The sequence below is a fragment of the Chordicoccus furentiruminis genome (genome assembly GCF_019355395.1).
Taxonomy (GTDB): domain Bacteria; phylum Bacillota; class Clostridia; order Lachnospirales; family Lachnospiraceae; genus Chordicoccus; species Chordicoccus furentiruminis.
This window is the reverse complement of the sequence record NZ_CP048829.1, coordinates 3,232,941-3,256,237: the sequence shown is the minus strand read 5'-3', so window position 1 is coordinate 3,256,237 and position 23,297 is coordinate 3,232,941. Positions and strand designations below refer to the sequence as shown.

Sequence of the window (23,297 nt, the reverse complement as noted above, 5' to 3'; positions counted from 1 at the left end):
CGGATGAGACAGTGCGTACTGGCGGGATTGTCCATCAGCGGCGGAGAGGGACTCGAAAAGGCCCTCTCCGAGACGCGCGCTCTCTGTGAAGCCGCGGATCTTGCCGTGGCGGAAACCTTTACCCAGAACCTTCCGAAGCCCGTCACGGGCACGCTGATCGGCACGGGCAAGATCGGAGAAATCCACGCGTATCTTCAGATGACCGGCATCGATCTGGTCGTCTTTGACAATGCTCTGACGCCGGTGCAGCTCCGGAATCTGGCCGCTTCGCTTGAAGCCGAGGTGCTGGACCGCACGGCAGTCATTCTGCAGATCTTCGCGGACCGGGCCCGGACAAGGGAGGCGGCGCTGCAGGTGGAGTCCGCCAGGCTTTCCTATCTGCTTCCGCGGCTGGTCGGCATGCATTCCGATCTCGGCCGTCAGGGCGGCGCCAGCGGTGCGATGTCCAATAAGGGTCTCGGGGAGAAGAAAATCGATCTGGACCGCCGGCATATCGAACGCCGGATGGCGGAACTCCGGAAAGAGCTGGAGGAGGTTGACCGCGAACGGGCGACCCAGCGGAACCGGCGGCTGCGCTCCGGTCTGGCGAGGGTCGCCCTAGTCGGCTACACGAACGCGGGCAAATCGACCATCATGAACGGGATGCTCCGTCTTTACGGGGAGGATCCGGAGCGGATCGTCTTCGAGAAGGATATGCTGTTTGCCACGCTGGACACCACGGTCCGGCGCATCGTGCCGGATGAGAACCGCCGGCCTTTCCTCCTGAGCGACACGGTCGGCTTCATCGACCGGCTCCCGGCGACGCTCGTGAAGGCTTTCCGCTCCACGCTTGAGGAATCGGTCTACGCCGATCTTCTGCTGCTCGTCTCAGATGTCTCGGATCCGGACTACCGTGAGCATCTGAAGACCACACTGGATACGCTGTCGGAGATCGGCGCGGGGCAGATTCCCCGCCTCTTCGTCTTCAACAAGGCGGACCGGCTTGATGCGCCTGTCTCCTCCGGGATCTCGGTGGAGGGGATGTCCTCCGGTGACCGCCGTATCACGATGTCGGCCCGCTTCGATCAGGATATTGTCCGGCTCACGTCCCGCATCGAAGAGATGCTGGGCGCGGACCGGATCGATGCGGAGCTTCTTCTTCCCTACAGCGCCGGGCATGTGCTGAACTATCTGATGGAGAGTGCCGGAGCATCCGTTGAGGAATACACGGAAGACGGAACCCGGGTCCGGGCCTCCCTTACGCGCGAGGATGCGGAGAGATTCGGAAAATACAGGGTCTGAGCGGAGCGCCGCGAAAGCTTCAAACGGGCCATCCGTGATCCGGCCTTCAAGCCGGACCGCGGATGGCCCGTTTGCGCTTCGTGACAAACTCCCGCAGACAAAAACCTGACAGAATCAGAGATTCGCCGATACGAGACGGGGACGGAATCCGTTCTTTTCCAGATCCGAAAGAATCGCCTGCTTGTGGGCAGTGCCAAAGGCCTCGATCGTAACACGGAGCTCGACGGCCTCGCTGCGGTTCGTGGTGTAGAACTGGTTGTGCTCCAGCTTGATCACATTGCCCTTCTGATTTGCGATCACCTGGGCGACGCGGACCAGAGATCCCGGCTTGTCGGGAAGCAGGACGGAGACCGTGAAGATCCGGTCTCTCATGATCAGACCGTTCTGAACGACGGAAGCCATCGTGATGACATCCATGTTGCCGCCTGAGAGAATGCAGACCACCTTCTTGTTCTTCACATCGAGATGTTTCAGAGCGGCGACCGGCAGCAGACCCGAATTTTCCACCACCATCTTGTGATTCTCAACCATATCGAGGAACGCGGCGATCAGCTCGTCGTCATCGATGGTCAGAACCTGATCAAGGTTCTTCTGAAGATACGGGAAGAGCTGGTCGCCCGGCGTGAGCACGGCTGTGCCGTCGGCGATCGTAGAAGCCGACGGAAGCGTGACGACCTTGCCCGCCTTGAGAGAGGCTGTGAGGCAGGCGGCTCCGGAAGGCTCCACGCCGATGACACGGATATGCGGGTTCAGCAGCTTTGCGAGCGTCGATACGCCGGTCGCGAGCCCGCCGCCGCCGACCGGAACCAGCACATAATCGACCGTCGGGAGATCTTTGATGATCTCCATCATAATGGAACCCTGACCGGTTGCGACGGTGAGATCATTGAAAGGATGAATGAAGGTGTAGCCGTGCTCCTTCGCGAGCTCAAGCGCGTGCTCGCACGCCTGATCGTAGACGTCCCCGTAAAGGACGACCTCCGCGCCGAGATTCTTCGTGCGCTCCACCTTGATGAGAGGGGTTGTGGTCGGCATCACCACGACCGCCTTCGCACCGCAGCGGCGCGCCGCATAGGCCACGCCCTGGGCGTGATTTCCGGCGGAGGCGGTGATCAGACCCTTCTTTTTCTCCTCCTCGCTCAGCGTACTGATCTTATAGTACGCGCCGCGGACCTTGTAGGCGCCGGTGAGCTGCATGTTCTCGGGCTTCAGGTACACCTTGTTGCCGGTCTGCCGGCTGAAGTACTCACTGTACTGCAGCGGCGTCGGAAGCGTGACCTCACGGATTTTTTCCGCCGCTTCCTCAAATTTGTCCAATGTCAGCATAATTCTATCCCCTTTGTGCGCATGAGCGATGCGGTCCATGCTGTTATGAATGTGTCATTTCGTGCTCTGCGGCTGATTGAACAGCGCATTGACGAATTCGTCCGCGTCGAAGCGCTGCATGTCCTCCAGCTTCTCTCCGACCCCGATGTACTTCACCGGAATGCCAAGCTCCGACTGAACGGCGATGGCGATGCCGCCCTTCGAGGTACCGTCAAGCTTCGTGAGGATCACGCCCGTGACCTGGGCCGCTTCCGAGAATTCCTTCGCCTGAATCAGCGCGTTCTGCCCGGTTGTGCCGTCCAGAACCAGCAGCGTCTCCCGGATCGCGTCCGGATACTCCTTCTCCAGAATGCGGTAGAGCTTGTGAAGCTCATTCATCAGATTCTTCTTGTTGTGAAGGCGGCCGGCCGTGTCGATCAGAAGAATATCGGCATTCCGTGCCTTCGTAGCCGCAATGGCGTCGTAGACGACAGAGCCCGGATCCGCTCCGTCCTGACCGGAGATCATCTGCACGCCTGCGCGGTTTGCCCACTCGGAGAGCTGCTCGTTTGCCGCCGCGCGATAAGTATCCGCAGCCGCGAGGATCACCTTTTTGTGCTGCTTCCGGTACATGCTGGCCAGTTTGCCAACGGAGGTGGTCTTGCCTGCCCCGTTCACGCCGATCACAAGAACGGCGGATTTTTCGCGCTCGAACCGGTAGTCGTCGTCGGTCACCTGCATCCTGCTCCGGATGCTGTCGATGAGAATATCCGCGCAGTCCTTCGGCTGGCGGATCCTCTTTTCCCTCACATTGTCACGAAGCTCGTCAAGAATCGCCTCGGTCGTCCGTACGCCGATGTCGCCGCGGAGCATGATTTCCTCCAGATCGTCGTAGAAGTCCTCGTCGATCCGGTCATGCCGCGCCATCACGTCATCGATGCCCCGGACAAGCACATGCTGTGTCTTGGTAAGTCCCTTTTTCAGACGGTCAAAAAAACCCATCGCGCACTCCTTCGTATTGAAATCAGGAGGACAGCTTATCCTCGATCAAATTGACGGACACCAGCGTGGAGACGCCCTTCTCCTGCATCGTGATGCCGTACAGTCTGTCCGCGGCCATCATGGTGCCGCGTCTGTGCGTTATGATAATAAACTGCGTATTCTTTGTCAAATTGTGCAGGTAGCCGGCAAACCGGACCACATTGCCTTCATCGAGCGCGGCCTCGATCTCGTCAAGAAGACAGAACGGAGACGGCTTCAGGTTCTGAATTGCAAACAGCAGCGCGATCGCTGTCAGCGCCTTCTCGCCGCCGGAAAGCTGCATCATGTTCTGAAGCTTCTTGCCCGGCGGATGGGCGATGATGGAAATGCCCGCCTCAAGAATATCCGCGTCCGGATCGATCTCGATTGTTCCGTGACCGCCGCCGAAAAGCTCCTGGAACGCCTTGTCGAATTCCGTCCGGATCTCGGCAAATTTCTCGGTGAACTGCTTTCTCATCCCCTGATCCAGCTCTGTGATGATGCCTTTCAGCGTCTCCTCCGACTTCACAAGGTCCTCATGCTGCGAGGAAAGGAAGGTATGCCGCTCGAGCAGCTCCTTGTACTCGTCGATGGCGTTGACATTGACGTTTCCGAGCCCCCGGATCAGGTTTCGGATGCCGGTGATCTCCTTCCTGACAGCCGCGCGGTCCTCACTTCTTTCCGTCAGCGCAATGCCGCGGATCTCGCTTGGCGTCAGGCTGTATTCCTCCCACATATAGGAAGCACGTTCTTCTTTTCCGCCTTCGATTTTCTCCCGCTGGGACGTCAGGCGGTAATGCTCCCGGTCAAGCCGTCCCATCCGGTCCGACAGCTCGTCCCGCCGGTTGAAGAATTCGCGGTGGCTGTCCTGCAGCTCTTTTCTCCGGGCGGCCAGCTTTCGCTTCTCCTCTTCGGTTCCGGCCGCCTCTTCCTCTCCGCGGCGAATGGCCGCCTCCACTTCGGCGATCTGCTCCGCCTTTCCGTTCTTCTCCTCACCGGCCGAGGCAAACGAAGCCTCAAGAGAAGTCTTTTCATTTCGCAGCCGTCCCAGCTCATCGGAAAGCCGCTTCATCGTCTCGGCGCGGAACGCCTTCTGCTCAGCCCAGGAAGCGGCTTCGACCCGGATCGACTCCAGATTCTTCGCCTCCTCCGCCCGCCTTGCTTTCAGCTCGTCTTCTCTCTGCCTCAGCTCATCTGCCTGCTCGTTGACTTTCGACTCCTCGTGCTCCGAATCGGCGATCGTCCGGGCAATCGCGGCGTTTTTCTCACGGACCTCCCGGATCTGCCGTTCCAGTTCGGCGTGCTCCTTCTCCAGCGAGCCGCTTTGCAGCCGGCTCACCGTCATCTGTTCCTCCGCCTGTTTCTTCGTCATCTCAAGCGTATTGAGACGCAGCAGAAGCTTCTGCCTCGACTCCTGGACGGCTGCCTGCTTATCCCTCGACGCGTTCCGTTCGTTTCTCAGAGCGTCCAGCTTTACGCGAAGCGTCTCCGTCTCTTTCTTGAGCCGGGCTGTCCGCTCGGTCAGCTCCGCAATCTCCCGCTTCCGGCCGAGAAGATTGTCATTGCTTTTGAACGCGCCGCCGGTGATCGAACCTCCCGGGGCGAAGGACTCACCGGCAAGCGTCACCATGAAAAGGCTGTGACGGTAGGCTCGGCCGATCCGGATCGCATTGTCAATGGTGTCCACCACCACGATCCGTCCAAGCAGAAAGCCTGCCAGGCTGCGGTACTCCTCATCCGTTTCGACAAGAGAGGATGCGACTCCGATCACGCCCTTTTCCCGAAGAGCTTCCTCATTGTTCAGAGAACGCGGACGGATGCTTGTCAGTGGAAGAAAGGTGGCGCGCCCGAGTTTATTCGCCTTCAGATACTCGATCAGATGCTTTGCGGTTGCCTCGTTGTCGGTGACGATGTTCCGGATGCTTCCGCCCAGCGCAGTCTCGATGGCGGTCTCATAATTTTTCGGCACGCGGATCAGATCCGCCACGACGCCCCGGATGCCGGGGTTCTGCTTTTTCTGTTCCATGATGCGGCGGATGCCGTTTCCGTACCCGTCGTAGCGCTCGGCCATCGACCGGAGAGACTCGAGACGCGAGCTGTCACGGTGATAGCCGGTCTGGGTCTCGTCCAGGCGTGAGCTGGTTTCCGTCATGCGGGCGGTCAGCTCACCGGTTTTTCCGGCCGCCTCGTTTTCCTCCCGCCCGCACGCTTCGATTTTCTGACGGATGGACGCAATCTCGCCGTCATTCCGTCCGGCTTCCTCACCGGCTCGCTGCTGTTCCTCCTTCAGACGGAGCAGCCGCCCGCCGATCTCGGACTGGCGTATCCCCATCTGCTCCAGCATCGTGTCGTAGCGCTGCACCTTGCCTTTAACCTGCGCCCGGTCCTCCAGCATCCCGATCATGTTCCGGCGGGCCTGCTCGATCCGGTCCGTGATCTCCGCGATCGCCCTGTCCGTCTCTTCAAGACGGCTGACAGCTTCCCGCTCGCGGGCCTTCACCTCTCCGTCGCCCGCCTTCTGCGCCTCCATCTCATCCGTCCGCCGGCGGATTTCTTCCTCATGCGAACGAATATCCTCCTCCAGGCGGTTCAGTCTTTCTTCATTCTGCGCTCTCTGAGCCTCCACGGTCCGGATCTGTTCGCGGAGCAGCGCGATCTGGCCGGTCAGCTGTTCGCGGAGCAGCGCGTTTTTTGCCGCTTTTTCCGTAAGAGAGGCGATCCGGCCGTCGAGATCCTCCAGTTCATGATCGACGCGTTCATACTCGCTCTTCGTCTGATCGAAGCGGTCCTTCGTCTCGGCCATATCGTCTCCGACAATATCGAGACGCTTTGAGATCTCCGCCAACTGCTGGTCCGTTCGCTCCTCCTCGATCAGAAACAGATTGATGTCCAGCGATTTCAGCTTCTCCTTCTGATCAAGATAGATCCGCGCCGTCTCGGACTGCTTCTTCAGCGGCTCAAGCCGGTCAGTCAGTTCCTTCAGGATGTCATTGACCCGCACGAGGTTCTGATGCTCGTCCTCAAGCTTCTTCAGCGAAGCCGCCTTCCGCTTCTTGAATTTGACGATGCCGGCCGCCTCGTCGAAGAGCTCGCGCCGTTCCTCCGGCTTGCCGGAGAGGATCCGGTCGATCTGACCCTGGCCGATGATCGAATAGCCTTCCTGCCCGATGCCTGTGTCATAGAAAATTTCGTTGATATCCCGGAGTCGGACCGGCGCGTTGTTGATCAGGTACTCGCTCTCTCCGGAGCGGTAGAGACGCCGCGTCACCGTGACCTCCTCATAATCCACATCAAGACGGTGATCCGCATTGTCGAAGGTGATCGCAACGGAAGCGAAGCTCTGGGGCTTCCGGGTCTCGGTACCGGCGAAGATCACGTCCTGCATGCTGCCGCTGCGCAGCTGCTTCGCGCTCTGCTCGCCCAGCACCCAGCGCACCGCGTCGGCGACATTGGATTTGCCCGAACCGTTCGGCCCCACGATGCCGGTGATGCCCTTCTGGAACTCGAACTTCAGCTTGTTGGCGAAGGATTTGAAGCCCTGTACCTCGATTGATTTCAAATACATCTGCGCTCTGTCTTCTCCTTACCCGTTCTTCCGTCCGATCCGGTTCATGGCGTCCTGCGCGGCGCTCTGGGCTGCGGCCTTCTTCGTTCTGCCCCATCCGCTCCCGATTTTCTGACCGTCCACATAGGCTGTGACCTCGAAGCGTTTGTCGTGGTCCGGTCCGCTTTCGCCTGTCACATGGTAAAGCACCTGCTTCTGCCTGTCCTGAAAGATTTCCTGCAGCGGCGTCCGCACATCAGTAAAGAGATCCTCCTTGTCCAGATCAAGCAGAACATGCTTCATCACGAAGCGTCTGGCCTCGTCAAAACCGCCGTCGAGATAGATCGCTCCGATCACGGCCTCCGTGGCATCCGAGATAATGGAATCCTTCTCCCGTCCGCCCATCATCTCCTCGCCTTTGCCGAGAAAAAGATAGGAAGGCAGTCCGATGTCGCGGGCGCACTTCGCCAGCGGCTGTTCGCTGACCATACTGGCCCTCATCTTGCTCAGTTCGCCTTCCTGCTTTTCCGGATATTTCCGGTAGAGATACTCGGCGGCGACGAGATCCAGAATCGCATCGCCGAGATATTCGAGCCGTTCATTGTGTTCCGTTTTGTTCCGGCGGTGCTCATTCGCATAGGAAGTATGGGTCACCGCCATCGTCAGAAGAGACGGGTCGCGGAATACATAGCCGCAGGCCTTCTCCAGCTCATGTAAATTTTTCATCTCGTGTCCTGCTGTCTTATGCCGTCATCAGCGCGGCGATCTCTCCGATTGTCCGCGCTGTGTGCAGCTTTTCCCTGTCCAGCGGCCGACGGATCTTCTCCTCGACTGCTACCGCGATCGCGAAAAGGTCAAGATTGTCCGCGCCGAGGTCGCGGACCAGATCCGTCGAGCTGCGGAGCGATTCCGCTTCCACGCCGAGAACTCCGGCGGCGATTCCGATGACGATCTCAGTTTCCATTCTGCTTCAGCGCGCGGATCTTCGCGCTCTCTGCCTCCATCCGTTCTTTGATCAGACCGTTGATGTTCTCCCTGTAGAAAATCCCGCACTGATTCACGGCGATCCGGAATTCGGTATCCTGGGAGCTTCCGTGCGCCTTGACGACCAGTCCTTTCAGACCGAGAAGCGGCGCTCCGCCATATTTCGACGCATCGAAATCCTTCAGCGCCTTTTTCAGCGTGCCCTTGGCCAGAAGTCCGCCGAGCATGCCGGGAACCGATTTTTTGAGTCCGTTCTTCGCAATCCGGTAGATCGTCGTCGCGGTGCCTTCGTACATCTTCATGACGATGTTTCCGCTGAACGCATCCGTCACGATGACGTCCGCCGCGCCGGCGGGAATGTCTCTCGCTTCCACCGACCCGATGAAATTGATACTTCCGCATTCCTTCAGAAGCGGAATCGTTTCCTTCACGAGGGCGTTTCCCTTCTCCTCTTCCGCGCCGATGTTGAGGATGCCGACGGTCGGATGGGGAATGCCGAGGGCGTGCTCCACATAGATGGATCCCATCTCCGCAAACTGAAGAAGCCAGGCCGGCCGGGCGTCCACGTTGGCGCCGCAGTCGATCAGAAGAGACATGCCTTTTTCAGTCGGCATCAGTGCGCCCAACGGCGGCCGCTCCACACCCCGGATCCGGCCGACCAGCACCTGCCCCCCTACCAGCACGGCGCCGGTGGATCCGGCCGAGACAAACGCGTCCGCCTCTCCGCGCCGAAGCATCATCATGCCCCGGACAATGGAAGAATCCTTTTTCTTCTGGATGGCAGCCACCGGCGGCTCGGCCATCTCGATCCGCTCCGTGCAGTGCTGGACCGTCACCCTGTCTTCCGGGTAATGCAACGTTCCGATGATGGAACGGATCGCCGGCTCGTCGCCGAGAAGGATGATCCGGAGCTGCTCGTTTTCCGTAACGGCCTCTATGGCTCCTCTGACCGGAGCTTCCGGGGCGTGATCGCCGCCCATCGCGTCGACCGCGACTCTGATGATATCCATGAGATGACTCCTTTCCGGCTCCGCTTCCCGGCGGTTCGTCTGCGCGGATGTCGTCCGCGCCGGGCGGGAAGCGGTGCATGCTGTTTCCGGCGCAATTATGATATCTGGTACTCCTGAACGAATGGAAAAAGCTGCCGCCGATTCAGACGGCGGCAGCTTTTCGCATGCTTGTTTCTGCAGATTAAAATCAGTCTTCAGCCTGTTTCACGATTTCGCGTTTATTGTAAGTTCCGCAGGCTTTGCAGACTCTGTGCGGCATCATCAATGCGCCGCATTTCGGGCACTTGACCAGTGTCGGATGGCTCATCTTCCAATGAGCTCTCGTCTTGTCGCGCCGTGCAGAGCAATGTTTGTTCTTCGGACAAATGGACATTTTCACACCTCCTTAACGCACTTTTTGTATTATACAGGGCATGGAAACCCTTTGTCAACCACTTTTGTGGCCTGAACCTGCATTCTCTGCAAACCGGATCACTGCGTCAGACGAACCGTCTCGCGCGCGATGGCCAGCTCTTCGTTGGTCGGCAGCACGATGACCTTCACGGTGGAGTCGGGGGTGGAAATCACAGCCCGCTTCCCGCGTACCCGGTTGGCTTCCGGATCGATCCGGATCCCCGCGTAGGTGAACTGCTTCATAATATCCGCGCGCATCTCGGCGTCATTCTCGCCGATACCGCCGGCAAAGGCGATGGCGTCGGCGCCGTTCAGCACGCCGAGATAGCCGCCGATCGTCTTCACGACCTTGTGGCGGAACGCATCCAGAGCCAGTGTGGCCTTCTCGTTGCCTTCCGAAGAGGCCTTTGCGAGATCCCGGAAGTCGCTGGAGAGGTTGCCGGACAGCGCGTAGACTCCGGACTTCTTGTTGAGAATCGTCAGCATCTCATCGACAGAGATATGCTCATGATCGCAGATGAACTGAACGACGGCCGGATCGATGTCGCCCGAGCGGGTGCCCATGACCAGGCCCTCAAGCGGGGTCAGACCCATAGACGTGTCGACCGCCTTGCCGCCGATGCTGGCGGAGATGGAGGAACCGTTGCCGAGATGGCAGACGATGACTCTCTGGTGGCCTTCCGGGAGATTGAGATACTTGATCGTCTCCGCGGACACATACATATGGCTTGTCCCGTGGAAGCCGTAGCGGCGGATCTTGTACTTCGTGTAGTACTCCTCCGGAATCGCGTAGCGGTAAGCGAACGGCTTGAGGCTCATGCCGAAGGCCGTGTCGAAGACCGCGACGTTCGGCTTGCCCGGCATCGCCTTCTCGCACGCCTCGATGCCCATCAGGTTGGCCGGGTTATGAAGCGGTCCGAGATCAAAGCATTCACGGATCACCTTCTTCACGTCCTCATTCACGCGCGTCGACTCCGTATAGGTGGAGCCCCCGTGCAGTACCCGGTGGCCGATGGCATCGATCTCATCGACGGACTTCACCACACCATGCTCCGGGTCGATCAGCGCCCTGAGAACCAGCTCAATCGCGGTCTGATGGGTCGGCATCGGCTCCTCCACGACAAAATCCTCTTTGCCGGGAACCTTGTGGGTCAGACGGGATCCTTCAATCCCGATGCGCTCGCAGAGTCCCTTCGCTCTGACGGATTCGTCCTCCATATCGATCAGCTGATATTTCAGCGAGGAACTGCCGGCATTAATGACCAGTACTTTCATCTTGTCTTTTTCTCCTTCTTCATTTCTTCTTTACTGCATCTGCGCCTGAACCGCGGTCATCGCGACCACGCCGACGATGTCGTCCGCGTAGCATCCGCGGCTGAGGTCATTGACCGGCATCGCGAGGCCCTGAAGCACCGGGCCGTAGGCGTTGGCCTTCGCGAGCCGCTGGACCAGCTTGTAGCCGATATTGCCCGCCTCAAGGCTCGGGAAGACAAGGGTGTTGGCATGTCCTGCCACAGAGCTGCCCGGCGCCTTCAGAGCCGCGACGGACGGAACCAGCGCCGCGTCAAGCTGAAGCTCGCCGTCCAGCGCGATATCCGGGTACTTCTCATGCGCGATCTTCACGGCATCGGCCACCTTGGTCACGTCGTCATGCTTCGCGCTGCCCTTCGTCGAATAGGAAAGCATCGCGACCTTCGGCTCGGCGCCGACAAAGCTGCGGAAAGAGGCAGCCGACAGAGCCGCGATCTCAGCCAGCTTCTCGGAATCGAAATCCGTATTCACCGCGCAGTCGGCGAAGACGAAGCGTCCGTTTTCGCCCATGTCGCAGTCCGGAACCTCCATCAGGAAGAAGCCGCTGACCGAATGAACGCCCGGCTTCGTCTTGAGAAGCTGAAGCGCCGGACGGATCGTATTGCCCGTGGAGTGGCAGGCGCCGGAAACCACGCCGTCCGCGTCGCCGCACTTGCACATCAGGCAGGCATAGTACATATAATCCTTCTCCATCTGCTCCTTCGCGCTCTCCGGCGTGACGCCCTTCTTTGCACGGAGCTCGACGAACTTGTCGATATACTTCTGCTTGTTCGGATCGTTGAACGGATCGACAAAGACAGCCCCCGTCAGATCGAAGCCTTTCCCGTTCTTCTCGATCTCCTCAGGCGTGCCGATGATCACGAGACGGGCGATGCCCTCCTTCAGAATCTTCTCCGCCGCCTCGAACGTTCTTTTGTCCATCGACTCCGGAAGAACGATCGTCTTCAGATCAGCCTTTGCCTTCGCCTTGATCTCATCAATAAATCCCATCGTGTCATACTCTCCTTTCACTTTTGTATACATATATTCCATTATATCGCGCGGTCTGCAAACGACAAGCGATAATCAGACTTTTACCAGTTCTTTCGTCAGTACATTGCGGAACGGAACGCCGGACTTCTGGGAGCGCACCGACTCATAGAGATTCGAAACGCGCATCTCCTCGTCGAACAGACGGCGCACATCCGGAGGCAGCGTCTCCCGTTCCTGAGGCGGATTCACGATGACCGGAATCTCCGCCTTTTCACGGATCAGGGCGAGCAGATCCTCGCTTTCTCTCCGGAAGCCGAGCACCTGGGTGTAAAGCGCCCGATCCAGCCCCGGATCCTCGCGGAAATCGAGGATGATGTGAAGAAAGGCCCTGTAAACATGCGACAGCGTGAGGTTCTTCGAACAGCAGCGCTGAGCGTACTCATCAAAGTTGGTGAAGAGGTTCCGGTGCTTCACGATCGTATGCGCCAGATCCTCCGTCACATCCTGATAGTGTACGAGAAGCTCCGGCTCGCCGAGCTTCCAGAGACGGTCGATGAGAAGAAGGGAATAATCGTTTTCGGTGGTGATCCCGTAAAGTCCGATGTCCTTCTTCAGTACCTCCAGACAATCCTCCGGCAGCGCGACGGAAAGACCCGGAAAGCTGGTTCCGACAGCCAGCGCGTGCCGCACGGCGGCTGCGGAGGAAAGACGGGTCAGCGACTTATCGTCAAGATAGCTTCCCCCCTCGCGTACGCAGGTATGCGGCTGAATCCGGGATCCGCTTCGCTTCAGCGCCTTCAGGTATTCGATCCCGAGAATGTTGTTCGGGGATCGGAGAATCTCCGCGTATTCGGGGAGTGCCTTCGCCCTGGCCTTCGGAAAGGACAGTCCGCTTCGGAGCGCCTCCCTTAGCGCTTCCTTATATCCGTCGGTCTCGCTGATGAGCGCATCGGCGCATCTTGAGAGCTCGGCGAGATCACCCGACTCGCTGCCGAATAGCAGCATGTCGACACAGCCGAGCCGTTCGAGAATGCCGACCGCGTGGGACGCGAAGGATTCCGCCGATGAGGTCGAATAACGCGTCGGATAAGAAAGCACGACGTCGGCGCCGCCCAGAAGAGCCATTTCGGCCCGTACATGTCGGTCCGTGACGGCCGGCACGCCCCTCTGCATGTAGTCGCCGCTCACCAGCGTGATGACACGGTCAGCGCCCAGCCGGCGGGCTTTTTCGATGATCAGTTTGTGTCCGTTGTGAAAAGGATTGAATTCGCCAATGATCGCAGCTGTCTTCATGGTGGTCCGTTTCCTGTCAGTTCTTGAATGAATGCACCGGCGCGGGGATCCGGCCGCCCCGGCTGACGAAGCGGTCACAGCCGAAGGAATTGACCGGCATCACCGGCGCGTGGCCCAGAAGTCCCCCGAAGGATACCTGATCGCCGACCTGCTTTCCCGGCGCGGGGATCAGACGGACGGCTGTCGTCTTCTGGTTGATCATGCCGAGCGCCATTTCGTCGGCGATGATGCCGGAGATGGTCGCGGCCGGCGTGTCGCCGGGGATTGCGATCATATCGAGGCCGACAGAGCATACGCATGTCATCGCCTCCAGCTTTTCAAGTGTCAGCGCACCTGCCTCCGCGGCCTCGATCATGCCCTGATCCTCGCTCACCGGGATGAAGGCGCCGGAAAGTCCGCCGACATAGGAGGATGCCATCAGGCCGCCTTTCTTCACCTGATCGTTGAGGAGCGCCAGCGCCGCTGTGGTTCCCGGCGCGCCCGCCTGATCCACGCCGATTTCCTTCAGAATATCCGCGACGGAATCGCCGATGGCCGGCGTCGGAGCCAGCGACAGATCGCAGATGCCGAAGGGAACACCGAGACGTCTTGACGCCTCCTGCGCCACCAGCTGACCGACCCGTGTGATCTTGAAGGCCGTCTTCTTGATTGTCTCGCAGAGCGTACCGAAATCCGCGTCCCTCACATCCTCCAGCGCGGCCTTCACCACGCCGGGTCCTGAAACGCCTACATTGATGACCGTATCAGGCTCCGTCACGCCGTGGAACGCGCCGGCCATAAAGGGATTGTCGTCAGGTGCGTTGCAGAATACGACCAGCTTCGCGCATCCGAGGCCGTCCTGCTCCCGGGTCCGTTCCGCGGTGCTTACGACCACCTCGCCCATCATTCGCACGGCATCCATGTCGATGCCCTGCTTCGTTGATCCGACGTTGACCGAACTGCAGACCCGCTCCGTCACCGCCAGAGCCTCCGGAATCGACTCGATGAGCATGCGGTCCGCCGGCGTCATGCCCTCGGAGACAAGGGCGGAGTATCCTCCGATGAAATTGACGTCCACTGTCTTCGCGCACTCATCCAGTGTCCGGGCGATCGTGACGAAATCGGACGGACGCTTCGCGGAGGCGCCTCCGATCAGCGCGACCGGTGTGACGCTGATCCGTTTGTTGACGATCGGAACGCCGAATTCCGCCGCGATCTCGTCGCCGGTTTTCACGAGCCTCTCGGCCCGCCCGAGTATTTTCTCCCTGATCTTCGCGCAGGTTTTCTGCACGTCGCTGTCGATACAGTCGAGAAGGCTGATGCCCATCGTGATGGTGCGGACATCGAAGTTCTCCTTCTCGATCATCTGGTTCGTTTCCGTTACTTCATTGATGTTGATCATGGCGTCTCCCCGCGCGGTTCCGTCCGGCTGATGCCGGGCATGTGCGCACTCTCGATGGCTGGAACAAAGAAAAAGCGGGCACGGCCCGCCGCCCGGATTCAGATCCGGTGCATCATATCGAAGATCTCTTCTCTCTGAACATGGATGGAGACGCCGATCCCCTGACCGATCTCATCCAGATCGTGCTTGACCTCCATGAACGGTTTTCTGGAAGCCGTGATGTCCACGACCATCATCATGTTGAAATAGCCTCCCGTGATGGTCTGCGAGATGTCAAGAATGTTGCAGTTATGCTCCGCAAGATACGTGCAGACCTTCGCGATAATGCCGACCGTATCCTTCCCGACAACTGTGATGATCGTTTTCTGCATGCTATTCTCCTCCAGCGTATGCGTAAGAGCTCGTTCGTCTCCGGATACGGCGGATGCCGCCCGGGTATGTCTGTCCTTCAGAAGACTACCGGTTCGCCCGGCCGGTCCCTGTGCGCGATGGATATCCGGAAATCATCTGCCCGGTAGGGATTGTCGCCGAGCGTCACCTCGTCTCTCACCGTCTCATAGGCCAGCGCCTCGTAATTGTTCTCCTGGCTCAGATGTCCCAGATAGATCTCGCGGATCCCGTCGTGAAGCACGCGTGACAGCAGTCTGCCGGCCGTCTCGTTGGAAAGATGCCCCCTCTCACCGAGAATGCGGCGCTTGAGATAGTACGGGTAACGGCCTGCCTCCAGCATGTGGACGTCGTGATTCGACTCGAGAAGGAGCACATCAAGACCAGTCAGCTCCTTCACCATATACTCGTCGTAGCAGCCCATATCCGTGGCGACGGCGCAGCACCGGCCGTTGTGGGAGATCCTGTACCCGACCGGCTCGGCGGCGTCGTGGGAGATCGTGAAAGGATGAATCTCCAGATCTCCGATAGAAAAGGGATCATCGGCCTTCACCGTATGCAGGAGCGTTTCCGGGAGCTTTCCGATCGAGGTCATCTCCTTCAAAGCGTCCAGCGTCCCCTTCGTTCCGTATACCGGAATGCCGTAACGCCGGGCGAGAACGCCGAGGCCCTTGATATGGTCGGAATGCTCGTGCGTGACAAGAATCCCGTTGATGTCCAAGGTACTCTGTTCGATGGAATTGAGGCCCTGCTCAATCCGTTTTCCCGAGATGCCCGCGTCAATCAGCACGGACGTTTCCGAACTTCCCGCGTAGATGCAGTTCCCGCTGCTCCCGCTCGCAATACTGCAGAATTTCATTCAAGCGTGTCCTCCGCGCCGGAGAACGACCCCTTTCTTTCCAGTTCTTTCATTCTCAGATCGACGGCTCTCTTCGTCTCATCGAAGGAACCGCTGTTATCGATCACCACATCGCAGCGCGCACGAAACCGGTTCTCCGGCAGCTGCTGCGCCATCGTCCGGCGGATCCGTTCCGCGCTGTAGCCTCTCGCGGACGAAAGACGGCCGTATCTTGTGGCTTCATCCGCATAAATATACCACAGTTCGTTGCAGAATGCATCGTATTTCTCTTCCAGGAGAATGGCGGATTCGATCACAAAAAGCGGGACGCCGGACGCCCGCTTCTCCCTCAGCCTCTCTTCCGTGCGTCTCCGGACCATGGGCAGAAGACGCGCGTTCCAGCGCCGCTTCGCCTCTTCGTCGCCGAAAATAAGCCGGGCGACACCTTCCCGGTCCAGTGTGCCGTCAGGCCGGAGAAATTCCTTTCCCAGCATCGAGACGGCTTCCGGGTAAAAGCCGCCTCCCGGCATGGTCAGAGCCCGCGCCTCATCGTCCAGACGGAGCACGAACGCGCCGTACCGTTCCTCAAGATACGCAAGCACGGCGGACTTTCCCGATCCGATGCCGCCCGTCACGCCGATCACATACATAGCTGTTCCCCTTTCGGTTTCCGCCGAATCATTTCGCCTCATACCAGTCCGAGCCGGTATGGCAGTCCGTCTCAAGAGAGACAGAGAGGTCGGCTGCCTTTCCCATCTCCTCCGTGAGGATCCGCATGACCTCTTCCGCCCGTTCCGCCGGTGCCTCCACCAGCAGCTCGTCGTGGATCTGAAGGATCAGACGCGCCTCCGGCACTTCCTCCGCCAGACGGCGGAAGACGCGGATCATCGCGATCTTGATGATATCGGCCGCAGTGCCCTGAATCGGGCTGTTCATCGCGACGCGCTCGCCGAAGGAGCGCTGGGCGAAGGCGGAAGCCTTCAGCTCGGGCACCGGCCGTCTCCGTCCGAAAAGAGAGACGGCATAGCCCTTCTCCTTCGCGCTTGAGACGAGCCCGTCCAGAAAGCTCTTGATTTTCGGGTAGGCTGCGAAATACTGCCGGATATACTCCTGCGCCTCCTTCGTCGAGATCGACAGTCCCTGCGACAGACCGAAGGAGCTGATCCCGTACACGATGCCGAAATTGACCGCCTTGGCGTTCCGGCGCTGCTGGTCCGTCACCTCGTCAAACGGCACATGAAAGACCTGGGATGCCGTAATCCGGTGGATATCCTTCGCCTGACGGTACGCTTCGATCAGTTTCTCGTCTCCGGACATATGGGCGAGGATCCGAAGCTCAATCTGTGAGTAGTCCGCATCGACGAAGACATTTCCCTCCTCCGGACAGAAGCACTTCCGGATCCGCCGGCCCAGCTCCTCCCGCATCGGGATGTTCTGGAGGTTCGGGTCCGTGCTGGATAGACGTCCTGTGGCCGTGACCGTCTGATTGAATGTAGTGTGAATTCGGCCGTCCGGTCCGATGAAGGACGGAAGGCCGTCCGCATAGGTGGATTTGAGCTTCGAGTAGGTGCGGTAATCCAGGATGTCCGCCGCGATCGGGTAATCGTCCGACAGCTTCTCCAAAACGCCCGCCGCCGTCGAGTAGCCGGTCTTTGTCTTCCTGCCGCCGGGAATGCCGATCTTTCCGAACAGAATCTCGCCCAGCTGCTTAGGACTGTTGAGATTGAATTCTTCTCCTGCCTCCGCGAAAATCCGTCCGGTGAGCTCTTTGATATGAGCGTCCAGTTCGTTCCCGTACCGGGCCAGCGCCTCGCGGCTCGCCCGGATTCCGGCTTCTTCCATGGATGCCAGTACCGCTGTCAGAGGCATCTCGACCGACTCGAAAAGAGCCAGCATTCCCGTCTCCTTCAGTTTCTCCTCAAGCGGTTTCTCCGCCTGCAGAGCAACGGATGCCTCATATCCGGCAAGCAGGACCGCTTTCTCTTCCGCCTCCTCGTCCGTCATCCCGTTCAGTCCGGCCAGACCTTTCTTTCCCAGCAGATCGTCTTCCGAAGGGACGGAGCGGCCGAGCGCACCCTGCGCGATGGCCTCGTAGTCCCAGTCCGATTTCAGCGGATCCAGAAGATAGGACGCGATCACGCAGTCAAAAAGTCTCGAGGCGTCCGTGAAGCCGCAGAACCGGATCAGCTCTTTGGCGTGCATGCAGGCGGTCTCCGCCGTCCGCTTATGCAGCAGACGGCGGAAACCGTCCCGTATCACCTCCTGAGTCAGAAAGCCTCCGGGGGCGACGACCGCGGTCTCATCGCCGAAGGCCACAGCGGCCGCGAACAGTCGGCCCCCCGCGGTTTCCGCGGAAACGCCGGCAGCCGGCGCAGCCGCAGCGGCGCGGAGCGTCTCCTCGAAGGCGGCCAGTTCCGTGATGCGGCGGAAATCGTCCGGCTGTGGTTCCGGCTTCTTCCCGCTGTCCTCATAGCGGCTGACGATGGAGCGGAAGCCGAGCTCGCGGCAGTCCCGGAGCGCCGCTTCCGTCCAGGGACTGCCGAATGCGAAGGTCTTGCGATCGTATTCGACCGGCGCGTTCCGCCGGATCGTCACCAGATCGAGACTCAGCATCAGATCGTCATAATGGTCGCGCATCGCCTCCATGGCTTTCTTCGGTCTGATTTCCCCGACATGCTCATGAGCCGACTCGATCGATCCGAAGGTCTGCATGATTTTGAGAGCGGTCTTCGGCCCGACACCGGGAAGTCCCGGCACATTGTCAGAGCTGTCCCCCATCAGAGCCTTCAGCTGGATGAAGTCCTCCGGGCTCACTCCGAACGCAGCCTGAACCTCCGCCGGCGTGTAGCGCTCATAGGCGGTCTGTCCCCCCTTCGTCTTCGGGATCACGATCCGGGTATGATCGTCCGCAAGCTGCAGAAGGTCCCGGTCGCCCGACAGGATCGTCACCTCCGTGCCGTCCTTCTCCGCCTTCGAGGCCAGCGTGCCGAGAATGTCGTCTGCCTCCCATCCCTCGCAGGTGACAACCGGAATCCCCATATCGGCAAGCAGCTGCTTCATCACAGGCACCTGCTCATGAAATTCCTCCGGCGCCGGCGCGCGGTTCCCCTTGTACTCCGGGTACAGCCTGTGGCGGAACGTAGGCGCGGCAAGATCGAAGGCGACCGCCAGAAAATCCGGCTTTTCCTCCTCCACAACCTTTCCGACAATCGCCAGAAAGCCGTATACCGCGTTGGTGTGACGCCCGTCGGGCGCCGTCATCGCAAGCGGCATACCATAAAACGCACGAAACAGAATACTGTGTCCGTCAATCAGTAATAGTCTGCTCATCATTCTCCTTTATTTTCGGGACATGCAGGCCGGATCGGTGAACCGTCCCGGATCCGGTCCGGGTTTTCCGGCGCCGTTCCTCAGAATGAAAAACGGAGCCGCGCGCGAAGCGGCTCAGAAGAAGCGGGTTAATGCACGAAGAACCGTGTCCCACATATGGGGCAGAAGCCGAGGGAAGAAAAGAACCAGCACGATCAGCGTGATGACCGCCGCGAGCACGAGGATCAGAATCCAGAAAAGAAGCGCGAGCAGCCTGTGCCGCCGGATCCGAAGCTCGCTTTTCCGGATATTTTCCTTAAGAAGCCTCCGGATGTCGAAGGACCGGTCCGTATCCTCGTCCAGATACCGCAGGAAATAGTCGATCATAAAGCTGGTCTCCAGCTCCTCCATGCAGCGCGGACAGCTCTTCACATGCGAAAGGAAGGCGGCGCACTCCTTGTCGTCGAGTTTCTTCGCGAGATAATCGGGCACCATGCGCTGCGCGTCGCGGCATTCGAGTTTCACGCTCTCCCCTCTCCCTTCTCCCGGTCTGCTTCATGGACATACCGGCTCTCCGTGTGCGCCGGTTCTCCCTTCCCGGTCTCCCTCACCGCCCCGGCAAGGCGGCGGAACAGCGTCAGAAACTCCTGCTCCACCCGTTCGAACGGGCGCACTGTATAATCAGGCCGTGTGAGCAGATCCGGCTTCTCCGCCTGTGTCTCTCCCAGCAGACACGCGAGATCCCGATCCAGCATGGCATGATCGATCCCGTCCAGATCGGACTGCTCTTTGTCCGAGAGCGGAGAGCCGAGATAACGGCGATAGATCAGTTCCAGCAGACGGTTCTCATACGCCCGGTAATCCGGCAGAACACGTTTGAACGGGCTCGGGACGTCGGACAGATAGCACTCGCCCGCGTCATGAAGCAGGCAGGCGAGCGCGAGACGGGGCGGATATCCTCTCGTCTCCGCCTCCCTGGCACAGGCGATGCAGTGCTGTCCCACCGAATAGAATGTCCTCACCTGTCCGTTGCCTCTGCAGATCAGAGACAGCGCGTGCGCAATATCCCGGATATCAATCAGATCCGGATCCGGATGAACCGGATCGAAGCGTTTTCCGGTGTATGTCGTGATGGTCGTCTGTCTTTCCTTGCCGGGCATCCGGTCTTTCACCGTCCCTTCAGCTGATCTTCTTCTCGCCTTCGATGTTCCTGTAAAGGTCCCTCACCACATCGCCGACGGTGAACCGCTTCAGATCTTCCCCGAACTGTCTCTGGATCTCCGTCAGCTTGCCGTCCAGCGCGCCGTGCATGTTCCGGGCGACCGGACAATTCGGATTCAGGTCGTCATGGAAATGAAACAGCGTGTCCTTGTTTGTCTCCACCGCTTCGTAGACATCATAAAACGTGATCTGATCAAGCGGGCGGCTGATCGTGATGCCTCCGGGCCCGCGTTTGATCTCAATGAGTCCCGCGTTTCGAAGCGATCCCATGATATTCCGTATGATAACCGGATTGCTCCCGATGCTGGACGCAAGAAGCTCGCTTGTGATTTTCTGATCCTTTCCGAAGTATTCCGTCGCCGCAAGGATATGAAGGGCAATCGTAAATTTCGTCGATACCTGCATAATTCCGCTCCGAATGTGTTGTCACTTTGTTTTTTACGATCATACTATAGCCGATCCGGTTCTCCATTTCAAGCGGTCCGTGGCGAAAACCCGGTCCCGTCCGGTCGTCCCGCTCCGTTCCGGATTTCCGCATCCGTTTCTGCATTACGGCTGACGCACGATTTTGACCCGGAAGAAAGAAAGAGCCGGAAACCCGTGAGGGTTTTTCGGCTCTTTGGGATCATGCCGGCGGCGGGAATCGAACCCGCACGGCCTTTCGGTCAACAGATTTTGAGTCTGCCTCGTCTGCCAGTTCCGACACGCCGGCGAAGCGCTGCGCCGCGACGGAGCATCCCGCAGATACATGTTCATCAGAGAAACTCCGGCCCGCAGGCACAGTCAAGTATAGCACAGAAAGCGTGATCACTCAACGCGTTTCAGCGATCAGACAGGGTTGTTTCATGAATACTGTTCCGACCCGCTTTATACTATGAATCACGTCATTTTTACATTCCCCTGCTCCGGACGGGCGGGTTTGATTCCTAGAAACGTCGCTTCCGCGACGTTTCTTCCTTATTGGGCGGGTGCGTCCGGAATATCACCCTTTTTCCCTCATGAAAAAGCGCAAAATACCCCTCTCTACCTTTACAGAGCCTTCCGGATTACCTATACTTTAATTGAGGCTCAGTATGGGTGAGAAGAAATATTTCGTGATCAGATCCGGACTATCAGCAAATATGTCCATCCTTTCAGTCATAACGCCTGGGGATATTTCTTCCTTAAAGGCTATCCTCAACACGTTATAACTGATCTTTCTGATCAGGGCCAGATTATTCCTGGATCTTTTAGCTGGTGAGCGATCTTCCCGGAATGTATCGTCCAGCACATGATGAAGACTGTTCTCTATCATCCAGTGCTGCCGTTTGATCTTTGCCATCTCATCCAGACTGAGCTCTCTGTCTGATACCACCCCGACCATCTGGACCTTTGCCGATCTCCCGTCATCAGCGTCTGCCCCTATTGTTTTTTCCCTGTTTTGTAAAAATGTCTTTTCATCTGGCGTTGTCTCCTCGCCTTTCTCATTTCTCCGGACTGGTATCCGTATCTGCCGTACACATCCGACCGTTTTTACAGATCCCCAGTCCCTCATGGTCCGTTCCAATACCGTCGGGTCATGACACACCTGGTAGTATCGATGTTCATGCCGTTCCCTGTTTTTTTCATAGTGGTCATCCTGCTCATACTTTGCGAGGAGTTCCTGGTACCGCTTTTTACAGGATCCATCTGCCTGACTGTCTTCGTAGGTCTTTCCCAGTTCCTGAAAAGTTCTGACCAGATCTTCATATGTCTCTGGATTGTTCCTTTTTACGGTCAATACATAATGACCGCCCGCCTGCACGATCTGCTCCATGATACCAGTATTGGTGCCGATCGCGTCTATAGTCACTGTACTTCCCCGGATATTCAGCAGCTTCAGTAACTTCGGTATCGCCGCGCATTCGTTTTCCTTACAATCAATGGGATATTGGCACAGTACGAGCTTCGTCTGCGCGTCGATCACATTCATGATCATAGGGGTCCGTTCGCCCCGGACCTTTGATGTTGCCCCGCGCAGCGCTTTCCCATCAATGATCAGATGCAGTCCCCGTGAGTCCAGGATCTCTCCGATCCATTCCATAAAGGCATAAAGAAACAACTCCTCGTCGATCGAAGACATCAGCCTGCTGACCGTTGATACGGATGGGACCCCGTTTTTCAATGTCATCCCTGTACGGAGAAATGATATATGGCGTTCGCACCACTCCATCGCCCTGCGATAGGATGTCTTTCCCGCCGCATATCCTATAGCCAGGCACAGCAGTATCTCCGCATGGTCGTGGCGCCGGTTCCGTTCTTTTCTTGGGTCCGGAACTGTCCGAAGGAACTCGATCAACGGCCTTACATAGCAGGCAGCCCCAACAGCTTAGCCGACCTCCAGTTCTATCCCGGCCCGTTCCAACAGGGCTTTCTGCTCGGATGTGATCCTGGAGATGACTGCCTCTTTCTCCAGATAAACTTTATATATCGTATTCAGGGAAGTGAGTTCTTCCCATTCGATCCCCGTTGCCTTGAAGATCCGCCGGATGAGAGATGACTTCTGCGCCGCGAACTGATAGCGGAATTCATCCTCATCTTTGATGACATACTCCTTTCCCAGAAATGTATTCGGAGAATCCTTTTTGATCAGGATCCGAAGGACATCTTCCCAATCATCCCCAAGAGGTTTTTTCCAATCTTCCGGGCAAAGATCCCATACTGCTTTTGAAAAACCGTATTCCTTTACCTCAATGGAACTGACAGATACTTTCCTCATGTCACTTTTGATCACTCCGTCCGGTGTGATCTTTCCGAGATAACGGTCGACCGGCTGCGGGTATTTTTTGCCAGGCACACGTTTTGAAGTACGCTTGTAAAGATAATAAGCGTCTCCTTTTTTCTTCACAGTAGTTCCTTTCGTCCGAAACTTCTGCACCCACTCTGGATAGACTTTATCCAGCTTCTGCATAATGCCTCCTTTCTGTATAGGTGGCATATACCTATACTATAAAGACATTATACCTCTACAATGCAAAAAAATCGAGGGTAGCAATTGACATGTATATCAATCGCTATCCCCGATAAAAA

General features: G+C 58.2%; 21 protein-coding genes and 1 tRNA gene. 1 reads left to right on the top strand and 21 read right to left on the bottom strand.

The window, feature by feature from the left end; translation table 11 throughout:
* The first annotated feature begins 3 nt into the window (after nucleotides 1–3).
* Nucleotides 4–1,281: a GTPase HflX gene (gene hflX, locus G4C92_RS14795; RefSeq protein WP_274940582.1), complete on the top strand. Its 1,278-nt coding sequence runs from the start codon at nucleotides 4–6 to the stop codon at nucleotides 1,279–1,281.
* Between the two features lie 114 nt (nucleotides 1,282–1,395).
* On the opposite strand, the gene ilvA is transcribed toward hflX, so the two are convergent.
* From ilvA to G4C92_RS14690, 21 genes are all read right to left on the bottom strand, one after another.
* Nucleotides 1,396–2,607, bottom strand: coding sequence for a threonine ammonia-lyase (ilvA, locus tag G4C92_RS14790; protein ID WP_274940581.1), 1,212 nt, complete (start codon nucleotides 2,605–2,607; stop codon nucleotides 1,396–1,398).
* A 54-nt stretch (nucleotides 2,608–2,661) separates the two neighbouring features.
* Entirely contained in the window at nucleotides 2,662–3,588 is a 927-nt protein-coding gene (gene ftsY, locus G4C92_RS14785) for a signal recognition particle-docking protein FtsY (protein WP_274940580.1), read from the bottom strand.
* Nucleotides 3,589–3,610: 22 nt separating this feature from the next.
* On the bottom strand, nucleotides 3,611–7,171 hold the full coding sequence (gene smc / locus G4C92_RS14780) for a chromosome segregation protein SMC (RefSeq protein ID WP_274940579.1): 3,561 nt from the start codon (nucleotides 7,169–7,171) through the stop codon (nucleotides 3,611–3,613).
* An 18-nt stretch (nucleotides 7,172–7,189) separates the two neighbouring features.
* Nucleotides 7,190–7,876 carry a ribonuclease III gene (gene rnc, locus G4C92_RS14775; RefSeq protein WP_274940578.1) on the bottom strand — a complete coding sequence of 229 codons (687 nt, stop codon included), beginning with the start codon at nucleotides 7,874–7,876 and terminating at the stop codon, nucleotides 7,190–7,192.
* 16 nt (nucleotides 7,877–7,892) lie between these two features.
* Nucleotides 7,893–8,114 (bottom strand): acyl carrier protein, encoded by a 222-nt coding sequence (locus G4C92_RS14770; protein ID WP_274940577.1) that lies wholly within the window; start codon nucleotides 8,112–8,114, stop codon nucleotides 7,893–7,895.
* Nucleotides 8,104–9,138 carry a phosphate acyltransferase PlsX gene (gene plsX / locus G4C92_RS14765; protein WP_334299950.1) on the bottom strand — a complete coding sequence of 345 codons (1,035 nt, stop codon included), beginning with the start codon at nucleotides 9,136–9,138 and terminating at the stop codon, nucleotides 8,104–8,106. Before plsX ends, G4C92_RS14770 begins: the two co-directional genes overlap by 11 nt.
* Nucleotides 9,139–9,331: 193 nt before the next feature.
* On the bottom strand, nucleotides 9,332–9,517 hold the full coding sequence (gene rpmF / locus G4C92_RS15145; protein WP_274942028.1) for a 50S ribosomal protein L32: 186 nt from the start codon (nucleotides 9,515–9,517) through the stop codon (nucleotides 9,332–9,334).
* A gap of 98 nt (nucleotides 9,518–9,615) precedes the next feature.
* Nucleotides 9,616–10,812, bottom strand: a complete 1,197-nt coding sequence (locus tag G4C92_RS14755) for an acetate/propionate family kinase (RefSeq protein ID WP_274940575.1) — start codon at nucleotides 10,810–10,812, stop codon at nucleotides 9,616–9,618.
* A gap of 30 nt (nucleotides 10,813–10,842) precedes the next feature.
* On the bottom strand, nucleotides 10,843–11,838 hold the full coding sequence (gene pta, locus G4C92_RS14750; RefSeq protein WP_274940574.1) for a phosphate acetyltransferase: 996 nt from the start codon (nucleotides 11,836–11,838) through the stop codon (nucleotides 10,843–10,845).
* A gap of 75 nt (nucleotides 11,839–11,913) precedes the next feature.
* On the bottom strand, nucleotides 11,914–13,113 hold the full coding sequence (locus G4C92_RS14745; protein ID WP_274940573.1) for a tRNA(Met) cytidine acetate ligase: 1,200 nt from the start codon (nucleotides 13,111–13,113) through the stop codon (nucleotides 11,914–11,916).
* A gap of 16 nt (nucleotides 13,114–13,129) precedes the next feature.
* Nucleotides 13,130–14,494 (bottom strand): PFL family protein, encoded by a 1,365-nt coding sequence (locus G4C92_RS14740; protein WP_274940572.1) that lies wholly within the window; start codon nucleotides 14,492–14,494, stop codon nucleotides 13,130–13,132.
* 98 nt (nucleotides 14,495–14,592) lie between these two features.
* The gene (locus tag G4C92_RS14735; RefSeq protein WP_274940571.1) at nucleotides 14,593–14,865 is read right to left on the bottom strand and encodes an ACT domain-containing protein; all 273 of its coding nucleotides are present in this window, start codon (nucleotides 14,863–14,865) and stop codon (nucleotides 14,593–14,595) included.
* A 77-nt stretch (nucleotides 14,866–14,942) separates the two neighbouring features.
* Nucleotides 14,943–15,740: an MBL fold metallo-hydrolase gene (locus G4C92_RS14730; protein ID WP_274940570.1), complete on the bottom strand. Its 798-nt coding sequence runs from the start codon at nucleotides 15,738–15,740 to the stop codon at nucleotides 14,943–14,945.
* A complete protein-coding gene (gene coaE / locus G4C92_RS14725; protein ID WP_274940569.1) occupies nucleotides 15,737–16,369 on the bottom strand; it encodes a dephospho-CoA kinase in 633 nt (210 codons plus the stop codon). Before coaE ends, G4C92_RS14730 begins: the two co-directional genes overlap by 4 nt.
* Before the next feature lie 28 nt (nucleotides 16,370–16,397).
* Nucleotides 16,398–19,049: a DNA polymerase I gene (gene polA / locus G4C92_RS14720; protein WP_330654737.1), complete on the bottom strand. Its 2,652-nt coding sequence runs from the start codon at nucleotides 19,047–19,049 to the stop codon at nucleotides 16,398–16,400.
* Between the two features lie 114 nt (nucleotides 19,050–19,163).
* On the bottom strand, nucleotides 19,164–19,553 hold the full coding sequence (locus G4C92_RS14715; RefSeq protein WP_274940567.1) for a zf-HC2 domain-containing protein: 390 nt from the start codon (nucleotides 19,551–19,553) through the stop codon (nucleotides 19,164–19,166).
* Complete coding sequence (locus G4C92_RS14710; RefSeq protein ID WP_274940566.1) at nucleotides 19,550–20,188, bottom strand: hypothetical protein; 639 nt, start codon at nucleotides 20,186–20,188, stop codon at nucleotides 19,550–19,552. Before G4C92_RS14710 ends, G4C92_RS14715 begins: the two co-directional genes overlap by 4 nt.
* A 19-nt stretch (nucleotides 20,189–20,207) precedes the next feature.
* Entirely contained in the window at nucleotides 20,208–20,654 is a 447-nt protein-coding gene (locus tag G4C92_RS14705) for an Rrf2 family transcriptional regulator (protein ID WP_274940565.1), read from the bottom strand.
* 223 nt (nucleotides 20,655–20,877) lie between these two features.
* Nucleotides 20,878–20,961: transfer RNA gene (locus tag G4C92_RS14700), tRNA-Leu, on the bottom strand.
* Nucleotides 20,962–21,306: 345 nt separating this feature from the next.
* On the bottom strand, nucleotides 21,307–22,566 hold the full coding sequence (locus G4C92_RS14695) for an ISAs1 family transposase (RefSeq protein WP_274939364.1): 1,260 nt from the start codon (nucleotides 22,564–22,566) through the stop codon (nucleotides 21,307–21,309).
* A gap of 30 nt (nucleotides 22,567–22,596) precedes the next feature.
* Nucleotides 22,597–23,178: a hypothetical protein gene (locus G4C92_RS14690; RefSeq protein ID WP_274939363.1), complete on the bottom strand. Its 582-nt coding sequence runs from the start codon at nucleotides 23,176–23,178 to the stop codon at nucleotides 22,597–22,599.
* Nucleotides 23,179–23,297: the final 119 nt, after the last annotated feature.

Excerpts from the sequence above, each read along its gene's own strand:
- smc (WP_274940579.1), bottom strand. The coding sequence starts at position 7,171 with ATGTATTTGAAATCAATCGAGGTACAGGGCTTCAAATCCTTCGCCAAC.
- polA (WP_330654737.1), bottom strand. The coding sequence starts at position 19,049 with ATGAGCAGACTATTACTGATTGACGGACACAGTATTCTGTTTCGTGCG.
- G4C92_RS14705 (WP_274940565.1), bottom strand. The coding sequence starts at position 20,654 with ATGCAGGTATCGACGAAATTTACGATTGCCCTTCATATCCTTGCGGCG.
- pta (WP_274940574.1), bottom strand. The coding sequence starts at position 11,838 with ATGGGATTTATTGATGAGATCAAGGCGAAGGCAAAGGCTGATCTGAAG.
- G4C92_RS14710 (WP_274940566.1), bottom strand. The coding sequence starts at position 20,188 with ATGCCCGGCAAGGAAAGACAGACGACCATCACGACATACACCGGAAAA.
- rpmF (WP_274942028.1), bottom strand. The coding sequence starts at position 9,517 with ATGTCCATTTGTCCGAAGAACAAACATTGCTCTGCACGGCGCGACAAG.
- G4C92_RS14735 (WP_274940571.1), bottom strand. The coding sequence starts at position 14,865 with ATGCAGAAAACGATCATCACAGTTGTCGGGAAGGATACGGTCGGCATT.
- G4C92_RS14690 (WP_274939363.1), bottom strand. The coding sequence starts at position 23,178 with ATGCAGAAGCTGGATAAAGTCTATCCAGAGTGGGTGCAGAAGTTTCGG.
- rnc (WP_274940578.1), bottom strand. The coding sequence starts at position 7,876 with ATGAAAAATTTACATGAGCTGGAGAAGGCCTGCGGCTATGTATTCCGC.
- G4C92_RS14730 (WP_274940570.1), bottom strand. The coding sequence starts at position 15,740 with ATGAAATTCTGCAGTATTGCGAGCGGGAGCAGCGGGAACTGCATCTAC.
- G4C92_RS14745 (WP_274940573.1), bottom strand. The coding sequence starts at position 13,113 with ATGAAGACAGCTGCGATCATTGGCGAATTCAATCCTTTTCACAACGGA.
- G4C92_RS14755 (WP_274940575.1), bottom strand. The coding sequence starts at position 10,812 with ATGAAAGTACTGGTCATTAATGCCGGCAGTTCCTCGCTGAAATATCAG.
- ftsY (WP_274940580.1), bottom strand. The coding sequence starts at position 3,588 with ATGGGTTTTTTTGACCGTCTGAAAAAGGGACTTACCAAGACACAGCAT.
- ilvA (WP_274940581.1), bottom strand. The coding sequence starts at position 2,607 with ATGCTGACATTGGACAAATTTGAGGAAGCGGCGGAAAAAATCCGTGAG.
- hflX (WP_274940582.1), top strand. The coding sequence starts at position 4 with ATGAGACAGTGCGTACTGGCGGGATTGTCCATCAGCGGCGGAGAGGGA.
- G4C92_RS14770 (WP_274940577.1), bottom strand. The coding sequence starts at position 8,114 with ATGGAAACTGAGATCGTCATCGGAATCGCCGCCGGAGTTCTCGGCGTG.
- G4C92_RS14740 (WP_274940572.1), bottom strand. The coding sequence starts at position 14,494 with ATGATCAACATCAATGAAGTAACGGAAACGAACCAGATGATCGAGAAG.
- coaE (WP_274940569.1), bottom strand. The coding sequence starts at position 16,369 with ATGTATGTGATCGGCGTGACGGGCGGCATCGGATCGGGAAAGTCCGCC.